This is a genomic window from Chryseobacterium sp. GW823-FHT05E08, assembly GCF_058795655.1.
Genome location: NZ_JBXAHY010000003.1, coordinates 696,709 through 714,976, shown reverse-complemented (window position 1 = coordinate 714,976; position 18,268 = coordinate 696,709). Strand labels below are relative to the sequence as shown.

The window sequence follows — 18,268 nt, the reverse complement described above, 5'->3', positions numbered from 1 at the left end:
ATTCAGCGTTAAAAATATATTCTTATCTATTTCTTAGTTTGCAAATGCTAAAATTACAGCACCTGTAATAATTAAGTTCACCAATGCCATTGGAATTAATGTTTTCCAACCTAGGTGCATTAATTGGTCATATCTAAATCTTGGAAGCGTCCATCTGATCCACATAAAGATCAAGATTCCGATCACAGTTTTAGATAAAAATGCTACAATACTCAAGATTCCTGCGATGTTCTCACCCCAGTGCTGAGTTACCCAATCAATTCCAGGATAGTTATACCCTCCGAAGAAAAGAACAACCATAAAAGCATTTGAAATAAACATATTCACATATTCACCGAACATGTATAAACCTAATTTCATTGAAGAGTATTCTGTAGAATATCCTGTTACCAATTCAGATTCACATTCAGGTAAATCGAAAGGGTGTCTGTTGGTTTCTGCTAAAGCAGCTACGAAGAATATCAGGAAGGCAATTGGTTGGTAGAAAATATTCCAGTTCATACCGGAAACCCAAGGAATAACTCCCCAAAGTTTTCCTGTAGTTTGGCTTTCAGTAATTACTTTTAGATCTAAACTTCCGGTCATCATAATGATAGAAAGTAAAGCTAATCCCATTGCCAATTCATAAGAAATCATCTGAGACGAAGCACGGATGGCACCTAATAATGAATATTTGTTATTCGAAGCCCAACCTCCGATCATGATTCCGTAAACACCAATAGAAGCCATTCCGATGATAAAAAGTACACCAACATCAATGTTAGCAACTTGTAAATCAAAAGAAGTACCTCCAATATTTAAACTTTTACCCCAAGGAATAACCGCTCCTGTGATTAATGAAATAAACATTACCAAAGCCGGTCCTAATACAAATAGGAATCTCTCTGCATTGGCAGGTGTAAAGTCTTCTTTAAAGAAAAACTTTCCACCATCTGCAAGAGGCTGTAGTAATCCGAAAGGTCCGGCTCTGTTGGGACCAATTCTGTCTTGCATAATAGAAGCAACTTTTCTTTCTGCCCAAGTAGAGTAGGCTGCTATAGTTAATGATAACAAGAAAAGCGCAAGTACAAGTATAAGTTTAAATGTAAGTAAATCCATTTTTTAATTTAAATGTTTGAAGATGGGAGCTGGAAGCTGGAAGTTTATCACATCGTGGCATCAACTCTTCATCACATTACCAATTTTTTTATATTTTTTTAAAATGGTTGAAGTTAAAAGTGGACTGTAGGTTTTTGTGGTTAAAACTTCCAGCTCCCAGCTTCTAGCATCCAACTATTTTATTTTTCGTCTTTTTCACTGATTTCTTTAGCCATAGGATTGTCTAAAACTCTTAGCTCATCTTTAGGCTTTTCATAGTGATTCAATGAAATAACAGAATGTCTGTCAATATGTCTAGGGCCTTCAATATTCCAATCTGAAAGTTCTTTTCTTTCGAAACGACATGTATCACAGATGAATTCTTCAACTTCTCCCCACTGATCTTTTCTGGCAGTAACTCTTACAATTTCGTCACCTTTCATCCAAACAACAGCTTTTCCTGAACATTTTCCACATTTACAAGTAGCATTCATTGGTTTTGTGAACCAAACTCTGCTTGCAAAACGGGAAGTTCTGTCTGTTAATGCTCCAACAGGACAAACATCGATAATATTTCCGATGTAGTCATTATCTAAAGCTTTATTTAAATAGGTAGAAATTTCTGCGTGATCTCCTCTGAAAAGAATTCCGTGCTCTCTAGTCTCTGTTAATTGATTTGCCGTCAATACGCATCTTGCGCAAAGAATACAACGGTTCATATTCAACTTAATGTTCGGACCAAGATCGTCTGCTTCGTATGTATTTCTTTCAAACTCAGTTCTTGTCTGAAGATTTCCGTGCTCATATCCAAGATCCTGAAGATGACATTCACCAGCCTGATCACAAACAGGACAGTCTAGTGGGTGATTAACCAATAAGAATTCGGTAACCGCCTTTCTTCCTTCCTGAGCTTTTTCAGAAGAAAGATTTTTAACTTCCATACCGTCCATTACGTTAGTTCTGCAACTTGCAACTAATTTTGGCATAGGGCGAGGATCTGCTTCCGATCCTTTCGAAACTTCTACTAAGCAAGTTCTACATCTTCCTCCACTGGTTTCCAATTTGCTGTAGTAGCACATTGCAGGAGGTACAGATTTTCCACCGATTTGTCTTGCTGCTTCAAGAATAGAAGTACCAGGCAAAACTTCGGTAGTTTGTCCGTCTATAGTTATTGTGAATTTTTTAACTTCTTCGCTCATATCATATGCTTTAAGCTTTCTGCATTAAGCAATAGGCTTTGTTATTTATTTTTCTTAGTATTAAATGTATATCCGATTCCTGCCAGAACTTGTCCGAAAACAAAATCCTGTTGTGCTTTATCAGGCTTGTTATTTAATGTGGTTTTGATATCCCACATATTAATATAACCGGCTTTTCCTTCTACTCTGATCATCCAGTTTTTCCAGAAAACTAAGTTTAAACTGGATCTAATATCAGTTCCCATACCTGCAACGTGAAAACGATCACTTCTTTCATTTCCGAAAAGTTTTACATTACTTTTAGGAAACATTACTCCGATTCCGGCTCCATAAGACCATACTAAATCTATATTTTTTTTATGAATAAGATTTTTATATTTCTCAAGACCTAAATTTTCATAATTAAGTCCATCTGTATGCTCAAAAGTAAGAAACTGTGAATCAGATAAATCTACCTGTCCGTTCTGTACCATTCCTGCATATTGAGGATCTGAAATATGACCTTTAAAATCTACTGTCTGGTTCTGATCCATCACATATTTCATATGATCTATTCCGAGTACCAATGCTAAATTATCTTTAATAAAATATCCTAGTCTGAAATTATACTGCGTTACGGTAAACCAACTTGGATCAAAATAAACAATTCCAAATTTTGTAGGTCTGTCTTGCGCTGATACATTATTCAGTTGAAAATCATAACCGTTTCCTTGAAAATGGATATCAGAATTACTGTAAGCAGCTCTGTTCCAACCATAGAAAAGGAAAAACTGCCCCTTTTTGCTTAATGGTAAAGGTTTTTCCTTCTTTTCAATTTTATTCAAAGGAGCTACCTCCAGTTTATATTCTTTCTCTAATGTATCTTTTTTAACCTGCGCAAAAGCAAGTCCCGACATCATTAATCCAACAACTAATAACTTCTTCATTTTAACTAAGCATTTTTTTCAACAGCAGGAATTGGATCTGCGTAATTTGCCAGTCCGTAATTTTGTGTCTGAGACAATTCCGGATTTTTCACGTGCCATTCAAACTCGTCTCTAAAGTGACGAATTGCTGCTGCAACAGGCCAAGCTGCCGCATCGCCTAAAGGACAAATAGTATTTCCTTCGATTTTTCTCTGGATATCCCAAAGTAGATCGATATCTTCCATTTTTCCTTCTCCTTTCTCAATTTTCTTTAAGATTTTATGCATCCATCCCGTTCCTTCACGACAAGGTGTACATTGTCCACAACTTTCGTGGTGATAAAATCTTGCCAACGTCATGGTATGTTCTACGATACACTGGTCTTCATCTAAAACAATGAAACCTCCTGAACCCATCATTGTTCCGGTAGCAAATCCACCGTCAGCTAATGATTCGTAGTTCATGTATCTTGGTTCTCCGTTTACGGTTCTTAATAATAGATTAGCCGGAACAATTGGCACTGAACTACCTCCCGGAATACAAGCTTTTAGCTTTTTACCGTTCGCAATACCACCACAATATTCATCAGAGTAAATGAATTCTTCAACCGTAATGGTCATGTCGATTTCATAAACTCCTGGCTTATTAATATTCCCACAAGCAGAAATTAATTTTGTACCTGTAGATCTTCCAACTCCAATTTTAGCGTATTCAGCTCCTGTAATATCAATGATAGGAACAATTGCTGCGATAGATTCAACGTTATTTACAACCGTTGGTCTTTCCCAAAGTCCTTTTACAGCTGGGAATGGTGGTTTTAGTCTTGGGTTTCCTCTTTTACCTTCAAGAGATTCAAGCAATGCTGTTTCTTCACCACAGATATAAGCTCCACCCCCTCTTTGAACATAAATTTCACAATCGAAACCAGTTCCTAAGATGTTTTTACCTAAAAATCCTGCAGCTTTAGCTTCTTCAATAGCTTCTTCTAAAATATCCGGAATCCAAGAATATTCTCCACGAATGTAGATATAAGAAACATTTGAACCTAAAGTATAAGATGAAATAAGCATTCCTTCGATCAATAGATGAGGAAGAAATTCCATCAAATATCTGTCTTTGAACGTTCCAGGTTCAGATTCATCAGCATTTACTACCAAGTGTCTTGGTACGCCTTCCGGTTTTGCCAAAAAGCTCCACTTCATTCCTGTTGGGAATCCTGCTCCACCACGTCCACGAAGTCCGGAAGCTTTTACTTCTTCCAAGATTTCCTCGGGTGTCATTTTCAAGGCTTTTTCAGCTGCAGTGTAACCTCCCTGTTTACGGTAAGTTTCAAAGTAGCGAATACCTTCTATATGTGCGTCCTTAAGTAAAAGTTTTTTACTCATTTTAATATGCTTATTGCAATTGGCTTTTGGCTTCTTGCATTTAATTGTTAAAATTTAAATTTTTATTAGCCCAAATCAACTTGCCCTTCTCTACAAAGATCTAGGATTTCGTCAACTTTCTCTATTGTTAAATTTTCATGAAAGAATTTTCCTAACTGCAACATTGGTGCATATCCACAAGCACCAAGACATTCTGCCGGTTTTAGTGTGAACATACCATCTTCTGTAGTTTCTCCATCCTTAATGTTCAGTTTAGTTCTGATATGATCCAGTATTTTTTCGCTTCCGCAAACCATACAAGGTCCCGTTCTGCAAACTTCCAAGACATATTTACCAACCGGTTTCATATTGAACATGGTATAAAAAGTAGCTACTTCATATACTTCAATTGGCTTAATACTCAATAATTCTGCAACATAATCCATCACAGGAACGTCTAACCATCCTCCGAATTCTTTCTGTGCTATGTGTAGAACAGGAAGAAGAGCAGATTTTTGTCTACCTTCAGGATATCTCGCCATAATTTTATGTACCTGTGCTAAACTTTCCGGTTTAAAAGCTATTGTTTCGCTCATTTTTTATCTCTAATTAAAGACTAAAGAACCAAGGAAATATTCTAAAGTTCAATATTCTAAATTCGTTTTATATAAGGTGATGAAAGTCTTTTTTCTTTCATCTTTTTTCTAATATCTAAATTATGCGTCTAATTCTCCCGCAATAATATTCATACTACACATCGTTACAATCGCATCAGAGATTACAGAACCTGTAATCATCTCCGGATAGGCTTGGTAGTAGATAAAACATGGTCTTCTGAAGTGCAGTCTGTAAGGACTTCTTCCACCATCACTCACTAGATAGAAACCTAATTCTCCGTTTCCACCTTCTACAGCGTGATAAACTTCACCTTTAGGAACATCAGTTTCTCCCATTACAATTTTGAAATGGTAAATCAATGCTTCCATTTTGCTGTAAACATCAGCTTTTTCAGGTAAATAAAAATCAGGAACATCCGCGTGGAATGGTCCTTCTGGAAGATTATCGTATGCTTGATTGATTATTTTAAGAGATTCCCAGATTTCCTGCTGACGAACCATGAAACGGTCGTAAGTATCACCTGCAGTTCCTACCGGAATGATAAAGTCGAAATCTTCATAAGAAGAATAAGGTTGTGCAACTCTTACATCATAATCTACACCTGCTGCACGTAAATTTGGACCTGTAAAACCATAGCTTAATGCTCTTTCAGCAGAAATTGCTCCTGCACCAATGGTTCTGTCCATAAAGATTCGGTTTCTTTCTAATAACTGACCGAATTCTGCAAATCTTGCAGGGAAAGTTTTTAAGAAATCCTTCAGTAACTCATGGAATTTTGGAGTGAAATCTCTTTCAAAACCTCCAATTCTTCCCATATTTGTAGTCATTCTTGCTCCACAAATCTGCTCATACATATCATAAATACGCTCTCTTTCGATGAACATGTACGTAAGACCTGTAATTGCTCCTGCATCCATCCCGGTTACCCCATTACAAATAAGGTGGTCACCGATTCTTGCTAATTCCATCAAAATTACACGCATGTAATCTACACGCTTAGGAACTTTAACTCCAATTAGCTTTTCAACTGTCATGTGCCAACCTAAATTGTTGATTGGTGCAGAACAGTAATTCATACGGTCGGTAAGGGTAGTGATCTGAGAATAATTTCTTTTTTCAGAAATCTTTTCAAATGCTCTGTGGATGTAACCCACGGTCTGCTCTGCGTGAAGGATTCTTTCTCCATCCATCGTTAAGATATTCTGGAAAATCCCGTGAGTAGCAGGGTGGGTAGGACCTAAATTAAGGGTGTATAATTGACCATCAATTTGCTCCTTACTGTCGTACTGGTTTAGTATATTAGATAATGAGTTATCTTTCATAATTTAAATGCTTTAGGCTATAGGCGTTAGGCTTTAAGCTTATTGCTTACTGCTTACTGCTTATTGCATTAATTTTATCTTCCGAACATGCTATCGTTCTTGTCTGTTCTTGTGCCATCTTCAAGACGATATTCTTTCAACATTGGGTGGTATCCAAGATCTTCCATATTTAAAATAGCTCTAAGATCAGGGTGTCCTTTAAATTTAATTCCGTAGAAATCAAAAGTTTCTCTTTCCATCCAGTTGGCTCCTGCGTATAATTCTACAAGAGAATCAACTTCGATATTTTCTCTGGACATAAATATTTTCAAACGGATTCTGAAATTGGCCATCATATTATGTACGTGATATACAACGCCTATTTCTTTGTCCGGAAATTCTGGGTAATGGATTCCACAAATATCTGTAAGGAAATTAAATTCCAGCGATGAATCTTTAAGATAATGAATAATTTTCTTGATATCTTCTTTCTTCACTTCAACAGTCAACATTCCGTAAGGCTCTGAACTTGCGATTACAGATTCCGGAAATTCTCTTGTGATTGCTTCTAATACAAATTCGTTCGTCATTTCCGTTAGTTGCTAATGTTGTAAGAATCTAATAATTTTTGGTATTCAGGCATATCTCTTCTTCTGATGCTTTCGCTTTCTGCCAAAGCCTGAACCTGCATTACACCTTCAATAATCTGCTCCGGTCTTGGAGGACATCCAGGAACGTAAACGTCAACCGGAATGATTTTATCAATTCCCTGTAAAACAGAATATGTATCAAAAATACCACCGCTGGAAGCACAAGCTCCAACAGCAACTACCCATTTTGGCTCAGCCATCTGAGTATAGACTTCTTTTAGGACAGGTCCTAATTTTTTAGATATCGTTCCGCAAACCATCAACATATCTGCCTGTCTTGGTGAGAAAGAGTTTCTTTCCATACCAAATCTTGAAGCATCATAAGTAGGGTTTAGGGTAGCCATAAACTCGATACCACAACAAGAGGTTGCAAATGGTAACGGCCAAAGAGAGAACTTTCTAGCCATCCCGATTACACTGCTCAGTTTCGTTGCGAAAAAGCCTTCTCCTTCAAATCCTTCGGGAGCAGGTGCATCTGTTCTTATTACTGGTTTGTTATCTGACATTTCTTTTAATTTTAGATTTTGAAATATAAATTTTAGATTAAACTCAAAACTTATAATTCACAATTTGTTTTTTATTTATCCCAATCTAGTGCACCACGTTTCCAAACGTAGAAAAATGCTACGAAGAAAATTGCTACGAATGTAAGTACAGCAAAGAATCCTTCAAATCCGAATTCTCTGAAGTTTACAGCGTAAGGATAAAAAAATACTATTTCAATATCGAATAGTACGAATAATACCGCAGTCAAGAAATACTTGATAGAAAACGGTGTTCTGGCATTTCCTTCTACAGGAACTCCACATTCCCAGCTTTGGTTCTTAACAGAATCTCCTTTTTTCTGCTGTGGGCCTAAAAAATGCGCTCCAAGTAATGAAACTGCTACGAAAGCAACCGCAACACCGGCTTGGATAAGGATTGGAATATAACTTTCAGGTAAATTCATTTTTGCATTATTATCTCAATTTGCAAATTTACAGAATAAACAAGAAAGCATGAAATTAATAACCTTAAAAGTGGGATTAAAATTAGGAAAAGTGGTAATTTAGAATCAATAAAAATAGCTGTTATTTCTTCATTTTTTTGAGGAGAGAGTAGGCCATAAACGAAATGTAGGCAAACAGGATACTTGCATACATTATGTTAACTACGGTATTTGTTCGGTCGTCTTCAATCTTAAAAAACAAATTATAAGCGATAAAACCTGCAATTAAAATCGCGAAAATAATAAGATGTGGCTTCATTATTGGGGGGTAGGGGGTTGTGGGTTTTAGAGTTTGAGGGTTTTAGAGTTATTGAGTGTGCTAAAAATAGGTAAAATTACTTATTACCAATTATTCATTACTTATATCCAAAGAGTACGTTCTTCTTCTTTTATGGTTTGTAGGATTGTAATCCTGCCAAAGAACCTGTACGCTTTTGTTTTCCTCTAATTCTGGGTTGGTTTCTGCGAAATCAATTCCCATGCTTGTAAATCGAACGAATATTTCTTTAAAAATAATTGCCGTTACGCCGCGTCTCTGATATTCAGGGTGAATTCCGATAAGGTAGAAATTGGCACGGTCATTTTTCTTACTTGCCTGTAAAAAATGCCACCATCCGAATGGAAATAATTTCCCTTTAGATTTCTGTAAAGCTCTTGAATATGAAGGCATTGTAATCGCAAAAGAAACCAGTTCCTGATTTTCATCAACAACACAAATTACATAGTTTTTATCAATAAAAGGAAAGTATTTTTCTCTGTAGGTCTGGATTTGTTCATCCGAAATCGGAGTGTATGTTGAAAGATGTTTATAAGTTTCATCTAGCAATTTAAACATAGGTTCTACATACGGTAAAATTTCTTCTTTTGATTTGAAGTGTAATACTTTAAGCTTGTATTTCTGAGCAATTAAACCACTGAATTTCTCTACTTTTTCAGGTAAAATTTTAGGGAAATTCATCTCAAATTCTACCCATTCTTTTTCTTTTGTAAGTCCAAGTTCTTCAAGATGTTTAGGATAGTATTCGTGGTTGTAAATACCGATCATTGTTGCCAATTTTTCGAAGCCCATCGTTAGCATTCCTGCTTTATCAAGATTGGTGAAGCCCATTGGTCCTTCAATTTTGTCGATGTTATTTTCTTTAGCGTAATCAATTGCTTTTTGAATTAAAGCTGCCGAAACTTCCTTATCATCAATAAAATCGATCCATCCAAAACGAACTTTTTTAACGCCTAATTCTTTTTCTTCCTTATGATTGATAATGACAGCGATTCTTCCCGCTACCTTATTGTTTTTTATTGCCAGATATTGTTTTGATTCTGAATAGTTTAAAGCCGGATTTTCTTTAGCGTCCCAAATTTTAAATTCATCCTTAATAAAAGAAGGAACATAATAAGGATTGTTTTTATAAAGATCCATCGGAAATCTTACGAATTGTTTTAATTCTTTTTGGCTTTTAACTTCAATAATTGCAATTGTAGACATAGTTTAATAGGGCTAATTGTAAAGCAAATATAAATAAATAAAATGTAATACTTTGGCACAGTTTTTACATCTTAAAGGTTAAAAATTTACATTAAATCAAATAAAAATGATTGGTTATTACATAATTATTGGTATTTCAATGTTGGTAAGCTGGTATGTTTCATCAAAATTGAAATCCAAGTTTGCATATTATTCCAATGTACACCTTAGAAACGGGCTTTCCGGAAAGGAAGTTGCCGAAAAAATGTTGAGAGATAATGGAATTAATGATGTTCAGGTAATTTCGGTTCCCGGACAGTTGACAGATCATTATAATCCTGCTGACAAAACCGTCAATCTTTCGGAAGGTGTTTATATGCAGAGAAATGCCGCGGCTGCAGCTGTTGCTGCTCACGAATGTGGTCATGCCGTGCAACATGCAGTGGGATATTCAATGCTTCAATTGCGTTCAAAATTAGTTCCTGTTGTTAATATTAGTTCTAATTTGATGCAGTTCGTGCTTATTGCAGGTATTGGTATTATGGCTGCAACGAGAACTATACAGGATCCGAACGGAAATACAATAGTTCTGGCAATCGGAGTTTTGATGTTTGCCTTTACAACGCTTTTTGCTTTCGTAACACTTCCCGTGGAATATGATGCGAGTAACAGAGCAATGAAATGGCTGAAAGATACCGGAACTGTAACGACTGAGGAATATGTTGGCGTTCAGGACAGTCTGAAATGGGCAGCGAGAACTTATGTTGTAGCAGCGATCGGATCTTTAGCACAACTTCTTTATTGGGCATCTTTATTGATGGGAGGAAGAAGAAATTAATCAATAAATTCAAACGAAATATTCTGCATCTCGGACAATTTGTCTGAGATGCTTTCTTTTTGTGCTATTTTTAATGATGCAGTAAGAATACAGTTTTCATTAGCATCAAAATTTAAAACTTTAGCATCAAATTTAGAAAGCAAGGTGAAGATCGTGTTTTGTTGATTAAAACTGAATTGAATTTCTATTTCCGTTTCTAATTCTTTCGTAATAATATTGGCTTCGTCTAAAGTGATTTTTGCACATTCTTTATAAGCCTTAACCAAACCTGAAACTCCCAGTTTTGTTCCGCCATAATAACGAACTGAAATCACCAAAACATTCGTAATTTCATGTGCTAGTAACTGATTGTAAATTGGTAATCCAGCACTTCCGGATGGCTCACCGTCGTCATTTGCACGATAATTTTCACCATTTAAACCCATTCTGAAAGCGTAACAATGATGCGTAGCTTTTGGATGTTCTGATCTTATTTTTTCTAAAGCGGCTTTAAGTTCAGTTTCATTATTAACAGGAAAGGCAAATCCGATGAACTTGCTTCCTTTTTCTTTTAATAAAGTGTTTTCTATGGGTTTTTCTATGGTTTTGTATTCGAACTGCATTATCCTTGTTTCTTATAAAATTGGATTGAATTATCTCTAAAATCTGCAATTTTACTAGTTTTTACATCAAATTCAGGAGCTTTTGTGCCATTTTCCAGTTTCAAATTTTCATTTTTAATGACAATTGCTTCATCCCAAAGATTTTCATTAATGAATTGCTGTAAAGTAAAACTTCCGCCTTCAATAATTACAGATTGAATTTGTTCTTTATATAAAACTTTCATTAAATCTGATAGAAAATTTTCTTTTTCAATTTTAATAAAATGAATATTATTTTCAATTCCTTCTCGAGTTGAATTAAAAACTAACGTTTTTGCTTCGTCATTATATATTTTAAAATCTCTTGGAACTTTTAAATCAAAATCAATTAAAATTCTTACCGGATTTACGCCTTCAACATTTCTTACTGTCAAACTTGGATTATCATTCAAAGCAGTTTGTGTTCCAACTAAAATGGCATGTTCGTCAGCTCTTAATTGATGAACAAACTGATTCACCAAGGAATTTGAAATAGAGTAGGGCTTGAAATCTTTATCCATAAATCCGTCTCCGGATTCTGCCCATTTTAGAATAATGTAAGGTCTTTGCTTTTCGTGATAGGTGAAAAATCTTTTATTAAGTTCGATACATTCATTTTCTAAAACTCCTGAAACGGCTTCAATTCCTGCATCCTGAATGATTTTTTTTCCTTTTCCGTTTACTTTATCATGAGAATCCATTGCGCCAATCACAACTTTTTTGAAACCAAGTTCCTTAATTTTTAAGGCACAAGGCGGAGTTTTTCCATAATGAGCACAAGGTTCCAAAGAAACATAAATAGTCGATTCAGGAATGAGATCTTTATTTTTTACTGAATTAATAGCATTGATTTCAGCGTGATTTTCTCCAGCTTTATGATGATATCCTTCACCAATAATTTCACCGTTATGAACGATAACGCTTCCTACCAAAGGATTTGGGTAGGTTTTGCCTAAAGCTTTTTGAGCCAATTCAATACATCTTTTTATATAAAATTCGTCCTGCATAGTAAAGAAAAAAGCGAAGACAAATTTCTTTGCTCCGCTTTTTTTTAGATTTTAAATTATTTTATTCTCCAGCGATAATTTTGTGAAGATTTTGTTTTAAAGTTTCCAAATGAGCTTTTTTCTCGTCGATCGAATCGAAAGTATCCTTCAACATAAGATTTTCTCTTGACGGATTTTTGAAGAATGCCAAGTTGTTTTCCAATTTCACGATTTCAGATTCAAGGTCAGAAATTTGACTCTTGATTTTTCTTGCTTTATCGGTCAATTGGTTTTCGGAAAGACCTTCTTCTTTTAATTCAAGTTCGTTGATCTTATTCAGCTTCAATTTCTCTCTCAACGCTTTGTTGAATTCAGAATTGATAGCAATTTTATCTCTCGGAACTTTTCCAATATTGTTCCATGCAGATTTTATAGCTTCAATTCTTTCAATACTTCCTTCTTCGTTTGAAACGGTTTTTAAGTCTTCAAGAATTTCTTTTTTGTGCTTGTAATTTTCTTTCCAGTTATCTGTAGAAGCGTTGCTTTTTTCTCTGTAATTGTTGAAGAAAGTGTTGCAAGCATCACGGAATTCGTCCCAGATCTTGTTTGTCATGCTCTTTGGAACGTGACCAACTTTTTTCCAGTCTTCCTGTAATTTTTTGAATAATGGAACAGCGATATCCCACTCTTCATTATTCATATTGTCTTTTGCAGTTTGGATCAATTTTAATTTTTCATCCAGATTGGTCTGCTGAGAACCTTTTAATGACTTATAATAATTGTTTTTTGTTGTATTAAAAGCTCTTAGTGTTGTTTTAAAATCATTCCAGTTTTGGTTTGATAATTTTCTTGGAACACTTCCGGTTTTTAAAAACTCAGAACGAAGATCTTCAACTCTTTTGATCGAATTCTGCCAATAGTTGTGGTTCGGAGTATCAGAAGGCTCAGAAAGTTTTTTGATTTCTGTGATGATCTGATTTTTCTTTTCAAAATTTTCATTTTGTTCAGATTCAATCGCTGCAGAAAGTTCAGACTTTCTTTCGTGAATTTTGTTGGAAATTTCTTTAAATTCTTCCCAAGTCTTTTCACGGAATTCTTCTGCAACAGGTTCTGCTTCTTCCTTCCAAAGTTTATGAAGATATTGTAGTTCGTTTAATGCTTTTTGGATTACAGGCTCGTTTTCCAGTTCTTTAGCGCGAGCAATAATATGTTCTCTTTTTTCAAGATTGTGGCTGTATTCCTGCTCCAAAAATTCTTTATTTAAATCTAACATTTGATAAAACTGATTCAAATGGTGGAAATAATTGTTATTAAGAATCTTGAATTCAGATTTTGCAACCTGCCCTGCATGAGACCATTCTTCTTTTATCTCACGAATAGATTTGAAAAGATTGGTTCCGGGCTCAGAATTGGTATAAAGATTTTTAAGTCTTTCGATGATACTCTGACGGTGATCCAGATTTTTTTTCTGCTCTTCTTCCTGTCCTTTTTGGAAGTCGTCATGTTTTTCTCTGAAAATATTAACCAAAGCAGAAAATCTAGCTTGTGAAGGATGCTCGTAACTGAAATTTTCAGCCGCATTTCCGCCTTCTACATATTCATGCTTTTTGTCTTCCACTTCATCATGGATAAAATGACTTGCTTTTTCTTTTAATACATTGAATTTTCTAAAATCTTCACCGGCATTAGGCGTGTTGATGATTTTTTCCATTTCTTTCAAAGCCTCACTCAGTGTGATATCTGCAACAGCATGCTCCTCGTGATGTTCTGCATCATCTTCATGTGCATTTTCCTGAGCAGGTACGGTTTTCTCTGATGTTTCTTCTTGAGATACTTCGGTAGAAATTTTATTTTCTTCGTTTTCAGAAAGATTATTTTCTGTTGTCATAGCAAATCTATATTATGTGAATGGAGTTAATATCCTTTAAAAATAGCTTAAAAGCCAATTTGAGTACTAATTTATGTTATTTTTTTTGAAAATTCCAAATTTCCCAAGCTTTTTCTGCTTGCTGTTCAAGCATGTAATAACCATTCACGGTTTTTGCTCCTTTTTCTGAAGCTTTAATGATGAATTGCGTGTAATTCGGATTGTAAATAAGATCTATAATTAAATGTTCCTTTGAAAGACCTTCAAAAGGGAAGTTTAAACAGTCTTCCACATTCGGGAAAGTGCCTACAGGCGTACATTGCACGATAATTTTGTGATTTTGAACAGTTTCTTTATCCAGATTATCAAAATTAATTTCCGAATTTCTTGAGATGATCTTTGAAGAAATTCCATGCTTGTCTAAGGCATATTTTACAGCTTTTGCAGCACCGCCATTTCCTAATATTAAAGCAGAATCCTGATGCGCTTTTTTATGAAGAAGCAATGTTTTCTCAAATCCAACGGCATCTGTATTGTAGCCAATTTTTTTACCACCCTGAATTAAAACGCAGTTTACAGCGCCAATTTTTTCTGCTTCATCACTTAATTCGTCCAAATAATCAATGATCTTTTCTTTATAAGGAATTGTTACATTAAAACCCAAAAGGTCGGGTGTTGAAAATAAAGTTTCCACTTCATTAATTTCATTTAAATCAAAAATACTATACGAAAAGCCTTTTAACATCAGCTTTTGAAATTTATCTTCGAAGTATTTTTTGGAAAAAGAATAAGAAATATTTCTTCCTATTAAGCCTAATTTTTTATTGGAATCCATGTATCAAAAATAAAAAAAAGACCGAATAAATCGGTCTTAGTTTAAAAATATTTTTTTCTGTTATTCTACAATGAATTTTGTTGTAGCAATATCAGTTTTAAGAATGTAATTTCCTTTTGTAAGTCCTTTAAGGTTGATCTTATTAGAGTTTTTAAAAGGGTTTGCAATTGTTTCGATCAGTTTTCCTGAAAGATCATAGATCTGTGCTTTTGTGATCTTGTTTAGGTTTTCACCTTTTACAAAAAGCTCGTTGTTTTTAACCGGGTTAGGGTAGATGCTGAATGCTTTTTGTTTTGCAGTTTCAGCTGTTCCTAAAGCATTGTTGTAACAAGTCCAAGAAAGATCGTCGATAGCAACTCTGTTTGAAGTTACAGGATTAACGATTTTAATAACGATATCTCCGCTTACATTAATATTGTTAATTGTAATTGAAGCTGTTGGAGCCGTTGCCGTGTAAGGTATTGTTCCTACAGTTACACCATTTACCTGAACATTAAGATTTCCCGGATCTCCTGTAAATTTTAACTGAGCTTTTAAAGATAAGCTTTGAATACCTCCTGAAATGGTAGAACTTGTAACGTTACCGTTTCTGATTGTAATTGCTTTTCCTGTAATTGTTTGGTCAGTTCTTGCATCTGTTGCAGTCCATGTAATATTATTGTTTGTCCATGTTTGCACTGCATATCCTGATCCTGTAGAAGGAATTGTTTCAAAATCTTCAGTTCCACAGCTTGTATTTCCTCCGGATTGTCCTGCAAGGGTAGTTTCAGTAGCTGTATTACTTTGAGGAGAAGGGTTTCCAGAAGCATCTTTAGCAATAATATAGAAATTATATAATGTAGAAGATGATAAATTTGAAACAACAGTTGAAGTTGAAGATCCTGAAACGGTAGCTTTTAAAACTCCGTTTGCATAGATGTCATAAGACGTTACTCCGATATTATCTGTAGCAGCTGTCCAGCTTAAAGCAATAGAGTTTGAAGTTGGGTTGCTCGCAGCCAAGTTCGTAGCAGCTGTCGGAGCTTGTGTATCTACAACCGGTGTTCCCCAGATAAGTTCAGCAAATTCTGGGTGATCAATAAATGGATTTTTATTTGACTGATAGATATAAGTTGCATTATTTCTTGAAACTTCAGCAGGTGATACCGGATCTGCAGCATTCCAAGCTAAAAGCTGATTAAGCTCCCAAGTTTGCAATCCCGGATATGCAGTTGTTCCAAGCATGTCTCCTGTTCCGTTTGAAGAGGTAAAATTCCCCAGTTGAGATTGGTACCTTGTTACAAAATAAAAGATCATTCTTGCAACATCACCTTTAAATGCATCAATCGGTTCAAATACAATTCCTGAATATCCGGGAGAAACAGATGTTCCTAATTTTGAACCGTTTAAAGAAGTGAAAGAAGCTGAACCTACTTTTCCGAAAGGATAATTAGATCTCATTCCGTTTACTTTTCCGTCGGTTGCTCTGATGAAGTTTACATCCGCAACCATTGGTGAAGCCTCATTGAAAAGACTTTGAGGAACAATATGTTCTCTGTTGTAGCAGTTTCCTTCAGTTGTATAATTACCACATTGGTTGGTAACAATTGTATAATTATAAGGATCTGCTCCGGTTGGATTTTCAGAATAAATATCTAAAATAGAACCGTCGTTTTCATAGAAATAATCGCGGTCAGTTGTCTGATAAGCAGTCCATAAACCATTGTAGGTTTTAGCCTGATGACCGTCCGTAATAATTTGACTTAATTTGTTTTTTAAGGCAATGCCTGTTAATCCTGCAGTTCCATCGTAGTAGGTGGCAGGAGCTTGTGAAAATGCATTAATAAATGCAAAAATCATTAGAAAAGGAAGTAGAGTACGTTTCATTATTAAAAATTGGGCGATAAAGGTACAAAAAATTAAAAAAGTTGCTTATTAATTTTTAGTAATATACTCTTTACTGATCTTAGAAAATGCCCAAGAAATAATGAAACCGAATAGGGAAGCAGTAATAGCTACCGTGAAATAATTTTTGCCAACAATTCTTACCGGAAAAGGAAGTGTTTCATTAGCTTTAAAAAACTCAGTGTATAATTGGAAATAGCAAAGTGCCGTACCTAATATTAAGCCTGAAATTACGCCTAAAACCACAATAAGAATTCCTGTATAGAAATAAATTCTTCTTAAATGACTTAAAGGAAAACCTAGCGAAATCAATGATTTAGCTTGTTCTTTTTTGTCTAGTTGTAAAATAATAATCGCTCCGGCAAGATTGAATGTTGTAATGAAAATCACCAAAGCAAAAATCAGATAAATGAATAACTTTTCAGTGTTGATCATTTTCCAAAAGGCGGCATTCTCTTCTTCTTTGGTCTTGATTTCAACATCTTTTCCAAGAGAAGATAATAATCTTTGTTTTACCGAATCTGTGTTGTCGGGATTTTTTAATTTAATGACAATCTGATAGGCAGAATGTTTAGGTAAATTAAGCAATTCTTGAGTCAGTTCTATTGGTGAAATGATATAATTGTCTAATTGATCCTTTCCTGGGAAAACTCCGGTAATCAGAATATCTTTTTTATTGTAGATATCTTCTTCTTTATTAATAATTCCGGTTCCCGGTTTAGGCATAAAAAGCGTTGCGTAATCACCGGACGAAGCTATAGGAATGGATAATCTATTGTCTAAAGAGTTTTCCATTAATACTTCATTCGAGTATTCGAAGCTTGGATAAGATCCATAAAAAACATCTTTATCGATAGGATTTACCTTTGTGTAAGCAGAATCAACACCTCTTAAATAAGCGATATCTCCTTTTCCGTTATAGCTGATGTATATTTTTTCTTCAATAACTTTTGAAAAATTACTGATCTCTTTATCGTTTTTTAAAATTTTATCAACTTTATCGATATTTTTGATTGTTTTTCCAGTACTGCTTTTTAACGTTAAATCGGCATGAAGATTAGAAATAAGGTCTTTATTGAGGTCTTCAAGCCCTGAAAAAACGGAGATAATTACAAACATTGCAGTTACAGCAACCATCATTGCTCCTACCGCCAGCCACGTAATAAACGTAACGGCAGTACTCCCTTTTTTCGATAAAAGGTAGCGTGAAGCTATGTAAAATGCAATGTTTTTCAAAATCTATAAAACGGGATTGTCGCCTTCGCCTCTTAATTCTTTTTCAAGTTTTTCCACATCATCAAGGGCAGTATCCAAATAGAAATTAAGCTGTGGAATGATTCTCACTTGCTTACCCATTTTCTGACCGATAAAATTTCTGTACTGAGTTTTGTTTTCCTCAATTTCCTTCATGATAGAAGTTCTGAATTCCTGAGGGAATATGCTTAAATAAATTTTAGCGATACTCAAATCCGGAGTTATTTTTACATCCGAAACGGATACTAAAAAACTTTGCTTGCTTTCTGCAGCCTGTTTGCGGAAAAGTTCTGCGAAATCTTCCTGTATAATCTGTGCTACTTTTCTTTGTCTGTTACTTTCCATAAGTTGTGCAAATTTAGTACTTTTGTTTGAATTGCTATTTGAAATTTGATACCATTATCAAATTTATGACTTAAT

Annotated in this window: 18 protein-coding genes; 1 reads left to right on the top strand and 17 read right to left on the bottom strand. The window is 34.9% G+C overall.

The genetic code is table 11. The features are described from left to right. Positions 1-33: 33 nt before the first annotated feature. The 10 genes from nuoH to AC1Q7L_RS13765 all read right to left on the bottom strand — a co-directional run bounded on the left by nuoH (position 34) and on the right by AC1Q7L_RS13765 (position 9,585). Positions 34-1,098: an NADH-quinone oxidoreductase subunit NuoH gene (nuoH, locus tag AC1Q7L_RS13810; RefSeq protein WP_492306432.1), complete on the bottom strand. Its 1,065-nt coding sequence runs from the start codon at positions 1,096-1,098 to the stop codon at positions 34-36. Positions 1,099-1,277: 179 nt separating this feature from the next. Continuing rightward, positions 1,278-2,276 carry an NADH-quinone oxidoreductase subunit G gene (locus AC1Q7L_RS13805; protein WP_054512961.1) on the bottom strand — a complete coding sequence of 333 codons (999 nt, stop codon included), beginning with the start codon at positions 2,274-2,276 and terminating at the stop codon, positions 1,278-1,280. A gap of 41 nt (positions 2,277-2,317) precedes the next feature. Continuing rightward, entirely contained in the window at positions 2,318-3,202 is an 885-nt protein-coding gene (locus AC1Q7L_RS13800; protein WP_492306431.1) for a hypothetical protein, read from the bottom strand. A 5-nt stretch (positions 3,203-3,207) separates the two neighbouring features. Continuing rightward, entirely contained in the window at positions 3,208-4,566 is a 1,359-nt protein-coding gene (gene nuoF, locus AC1Q7L_RS13795) for an NADH-quinone oxidoreductase subunit NuoF (RefSeq protein ID WP_410692756.1), read from the bottom strand. A 65-nt stretch (positions 4,567-4,631) separates the two neighbouring features. Beyond that, the gene (locus tag AC1Q7L_RS13790; RefSeq protein WP_054512959.1) at positions 4,632-5,141 is read right to left on the bottom strand and encodes an NADH-quinone oxidoreductase subunit NuoE family protein; all 510 of its coding nucleotides are present in this window, start codon (positions 5,139-5,141) and stop codon (positions 4,632-4,634) included. A 120-nt stretch (positions 5,142-5,261) separates the two neighbouring features. Continuing rightward, positions 5,262-6,485: an NADH-quinone oxidoreductase subunit D gene (locus tag AC1Q7L_RS13785; protein WP_066752182.1), complete on the bottom strand. Its 1,224-nt coding sequence runs from the start codon at positions 6,483-6,485 to the stop codon at positions 5,262-5,264. A gap of 74 nt (positions 6,486-6,559) precedes the next feature. Further along, complete coding sequence (locus AC1Q7L_RS13780) at positions 6,560-7,054, bottom strand: NADH-quinone oxidoreductase subunit C (protein WP_492306430.1); 495 nt, start codon at positions 7,052-7,054, stop codon at positions 6,560-6,562. Positions 7,055-7,059: 5 nt separating this feature from the next. Continuing rightward, complete coding sequence (locus tag AC1Q7L_RS13775; RefSeq protein WP_047397471.1) at positions 7,060-7,620, bottom strand: NADH-quinone oxidoreductase subunit B; 561 nt, start codon at positions 7,618-7,620, stop codon at positions 7,060-7,062. Between the two features lie 71 nt (positions 7,621-7,691). Next, positions 7,692-8,063: an NADH-quinone oxidoreductase subunit A gene (locus tag AC1Q7L_RS13770; RefSeq protein WP_066752178.1), complete on the bottom strand. Its 372-nt coding sequence runs from the start codon at positions 8,061-8,063 to the stop codon at positions 7,692-7,694. A gap of 388 nt (positions 8,064-8,451) precedes the next feature. Next, positions 8,452-9,585, bottom strand: coding sequence for a GTP cyclohydrolase (locus AC1Q7L_RS13765; protein ID WP_492306429.1), 1,134 nt, complete (start codon positions 9,583-9,585; stop codon positions 8,452-8,454). Between the two features lie 106 nt (positions 9,586-9,691). On the opposite strand from AC1Q7L_RS13765, the gene AC1Q7L_RS13760 reads away from it, so the two are divergent. Further along, entirely contained in the window at positions 9,692-10,402 is a 711-nt protein-coding gene (locus AC1Q7L_RS13760; RefSeq protein WP_492306428.1) for a zinc metallopeptidase, read from the top strand. On the opposite strand, the gene AC1Q7L_RS13755 is transcribed toward AC1Q7L_RS13760, so the two are convergent. The 7 genes from AC1Q7L_RS13755 to rbfA all read right to left on the bottom strand — a co-directional run bounded on the left by AC1Q7L_RS13755 (position 10,399) and on the right by rbfA (position 18,193). Beyond that, positions 10,399-11,004 (bottom strand): IMPACT family protein, encoded by a 606-nt coding sequence (locus AC1Q7L_RS13755; RefSeq protein ID WP_123983037.1) that lies wholly within the window; start codon positions 11,002-11,004, stop codon positions 10,399-10,401. The two genes, AC1Q7L_RS13760 and AC1Q7L_RS13755, sit on opposite strands and share 4 nt — an antisense overlap. Continuing rightward, complete coding sequence (ribD, locus tag AC1Q7L_RS13750) at positions 11,004-12,029, bottom strand: bifunctional diaminohydroxyphosphoribosylaminopyrimidine deaminase/5-amino-6-(5-phosphoribosylamino)uracil reductase RibD (protein WP_492306427.1); 1,026 nt, start codon at positions 12,027-12,029, stop codon at positions 11,004-11,006. Before ribD ends, AC1Q7L_RS13755 begins: the two co-directional genes overlap by 1 nt. Before the next feature lie 61 nt (positions 12,030-12,090). Further along, positions 12,091-13,896: a DUF349 domain-containing protein gene (locus tag AC1Q7L_RS13745; RefSeq protein ID WP_492306426.1), complete on the bottom strand. Its 1,806-nt coding sequence runs from the start codon at positions 13,894-13,896 to the stop codon at positions 12,091-12,093. A 76-nt stretch (positions 13,897-13,972) separates the two neighbouring features. Continuing rightward, positions 13,973-14,710 (bottom strand): shikimate dehydrogenase family protein, encoded by a 738-nt coding sequence (locus tag AC1Q7L_RS13740; RefSeq protein WP_492306425.1) that lies wholly within the window; start codon positions 14,708-14,710, stop codon positions 13,973-13,975. Positions 14,711-14,770: 60 nt separating this feature from the next. Continuing rightward, complete coding sequence (locus AC1Q7L_RS13735; protein ID WP_492306424.1) at positions 14,771-16,576, bottom strand: endonuclease; 1,806 nt, start codon at positions 16,574-16,576, stop codon at positions 14,771-14,773. A gap of 48 nt (positions 16,577-16,624) precedes the next feature. Beyond that, a complete protein-coding gene (locus AC1Q7L_RS13730) occupies positions 16,625-17,830 on the bottom strand; it encodes an ABC transporter permease (protein ID WP_492306423.1) in 1,206 nt (401 codons plus the stop codon). Between the two features lie 3 nt (positions 17,831-17,833). After that, entirely contained in the window at positions 17,834-18,193 is a 360-nt protein-coding gene (gene rbfA / locus AC1Q7L_RS13725; RefSeq protein WP_066752154.1) for a 30S ribosome-binding factor RbfA, read from the bottom strand. Between the last annotated feature and the right edge of the window lie 75 nt (positions 18,194-18,268).

What these genes read in the sequence shown, in the direction of transcription:
- AC1Q7L_RS13760 (WP_492306428.1), top strand. Translation starts at nt 9,692, where the DNA reads ATGATTGGTTATTACATAATTATTGGTATTTCAATGTTGGTAAGCTGG.
- AC1Q7L_RS13770 (WP_066752178.1), bottom strand. Translation starts at nt 8,063, where the DNA reads ATGAATTTACCTGAAAGTTATATTCCAATCCTTATCCAAGCCGGTGTT.
- nuoF (WP_410692756.1), bottom strand. Translation starts at nt 4,566, where the DNA reads ATGAGTAAAAAACTTTTACTTAAGGACGCACATATAGAAGGTATTCGC.
- ribD (WP_492306427.1), bottom strand. Translation starts at nt 12,029, where the DNA reads ATGCAGGACGAATTTTATATAAAAAGATGTATTGAATTGGCTCAAAAA.
- AC1Q7L_RS13775 (WP_047397471.1), bottom strand. Translation starts at nt 7,620, where the DNA reads ATGTCAGATAACAAACCAGTAATAAGAACAGATGCACCTGCTCCCGAA.
- AC1Q7L_RS13755 (WP_123983037.1), bottom strand. Translation starts at nt 11,004, where the DNA reads ATGCAGTTCGAATACAAAACCATAGAAAAACCCATAGAAAACACTTTA.
- AC1Q7L_RS13735 (WP_492306424.1), bottom strand. Translation starts at nt 16,576, where the DNA reads ATGAAACGTACTCTACTTCCTTTTCTAATGATTTTTGCATTTATTAAT.
- AC1Q7L_RS13745 (WP_492306426.1), bottom strand. Translation starts at nt 13,896, where the DNA reads ATGACAACAGAAAATAATCTTTCTGAAAACGAAGAAAATAAAATTTCT.
- AC1Q7L_RS13800 (WP_492306431.1), bottom strand. Translation starts at nt 3,202, where the DNA reads ATGAAGAAGTTATTAGTTGTTGGATTAATGATGTCGGGACTTGCTTTT.
- AC1Q7L_RS13740 (WP_492306425.1), bottom strand. Translation starts at nt 14,710, where the DNA reads ATGGATTCCAATAAAAAATTAGGCTTAATAGGAAGAAATATTTCTTAT.
- AC1Q7L_RS13805 (WP_054512961.1), bottom strand. Translation starts at nt 2,276, where the DNA reads ATGAGCGAAGAAGTTAAAAAATTCACAATAACTATAGACGGACAAACT.
- AC1Q7L_RS13780 (WP_492306430.1), bottom strand. Translation starts at nt 7,054, where the DNA reads ATGACGAACGAATTTGTATTAGAAGCAATCACAAGAGAATTTCCGGAA.
- AC1Q7L_RS13790 (WP_054512959.1), bottom strand. Translation starts at nt 5,141, where the DNA reads ATGAGCGAAACAATAGCTTTTAAACCGGAAAGTTTAGCACAGGTACAT.
- AC1Q7L_RS13785 (WP_066752182.1), bottom strand. Translation starts at nt 6,485, where the DNA reads ATGAAAGATAACTCATTATCTAATATACTAAACCAGTACGACAGTAAG.
- nuoH (WP_492306432.1), bottom strand. Translation starts at nt 1,098, where the DNA reads ATGGATTTACTTACATTTAAACTTATACTTGTACTTGCGCTTTTCTTG.
- AC1Q7L_RS13765 (WP_492306429.1), bottom strand. Translation starts at nt 9,585, where the DNA reads ATGTCTACAATTGCAATTATTGAAGTTAAAAGCCAAAAAGAATTAAAA.
- rbfA (WP_066752154.1), bottom strand. Translation starts at nt 18,193, where the DNA reads ATGGAAAGTAACAGACAAAGAAAAGTAGCACAGATTATACAGGAAGAT.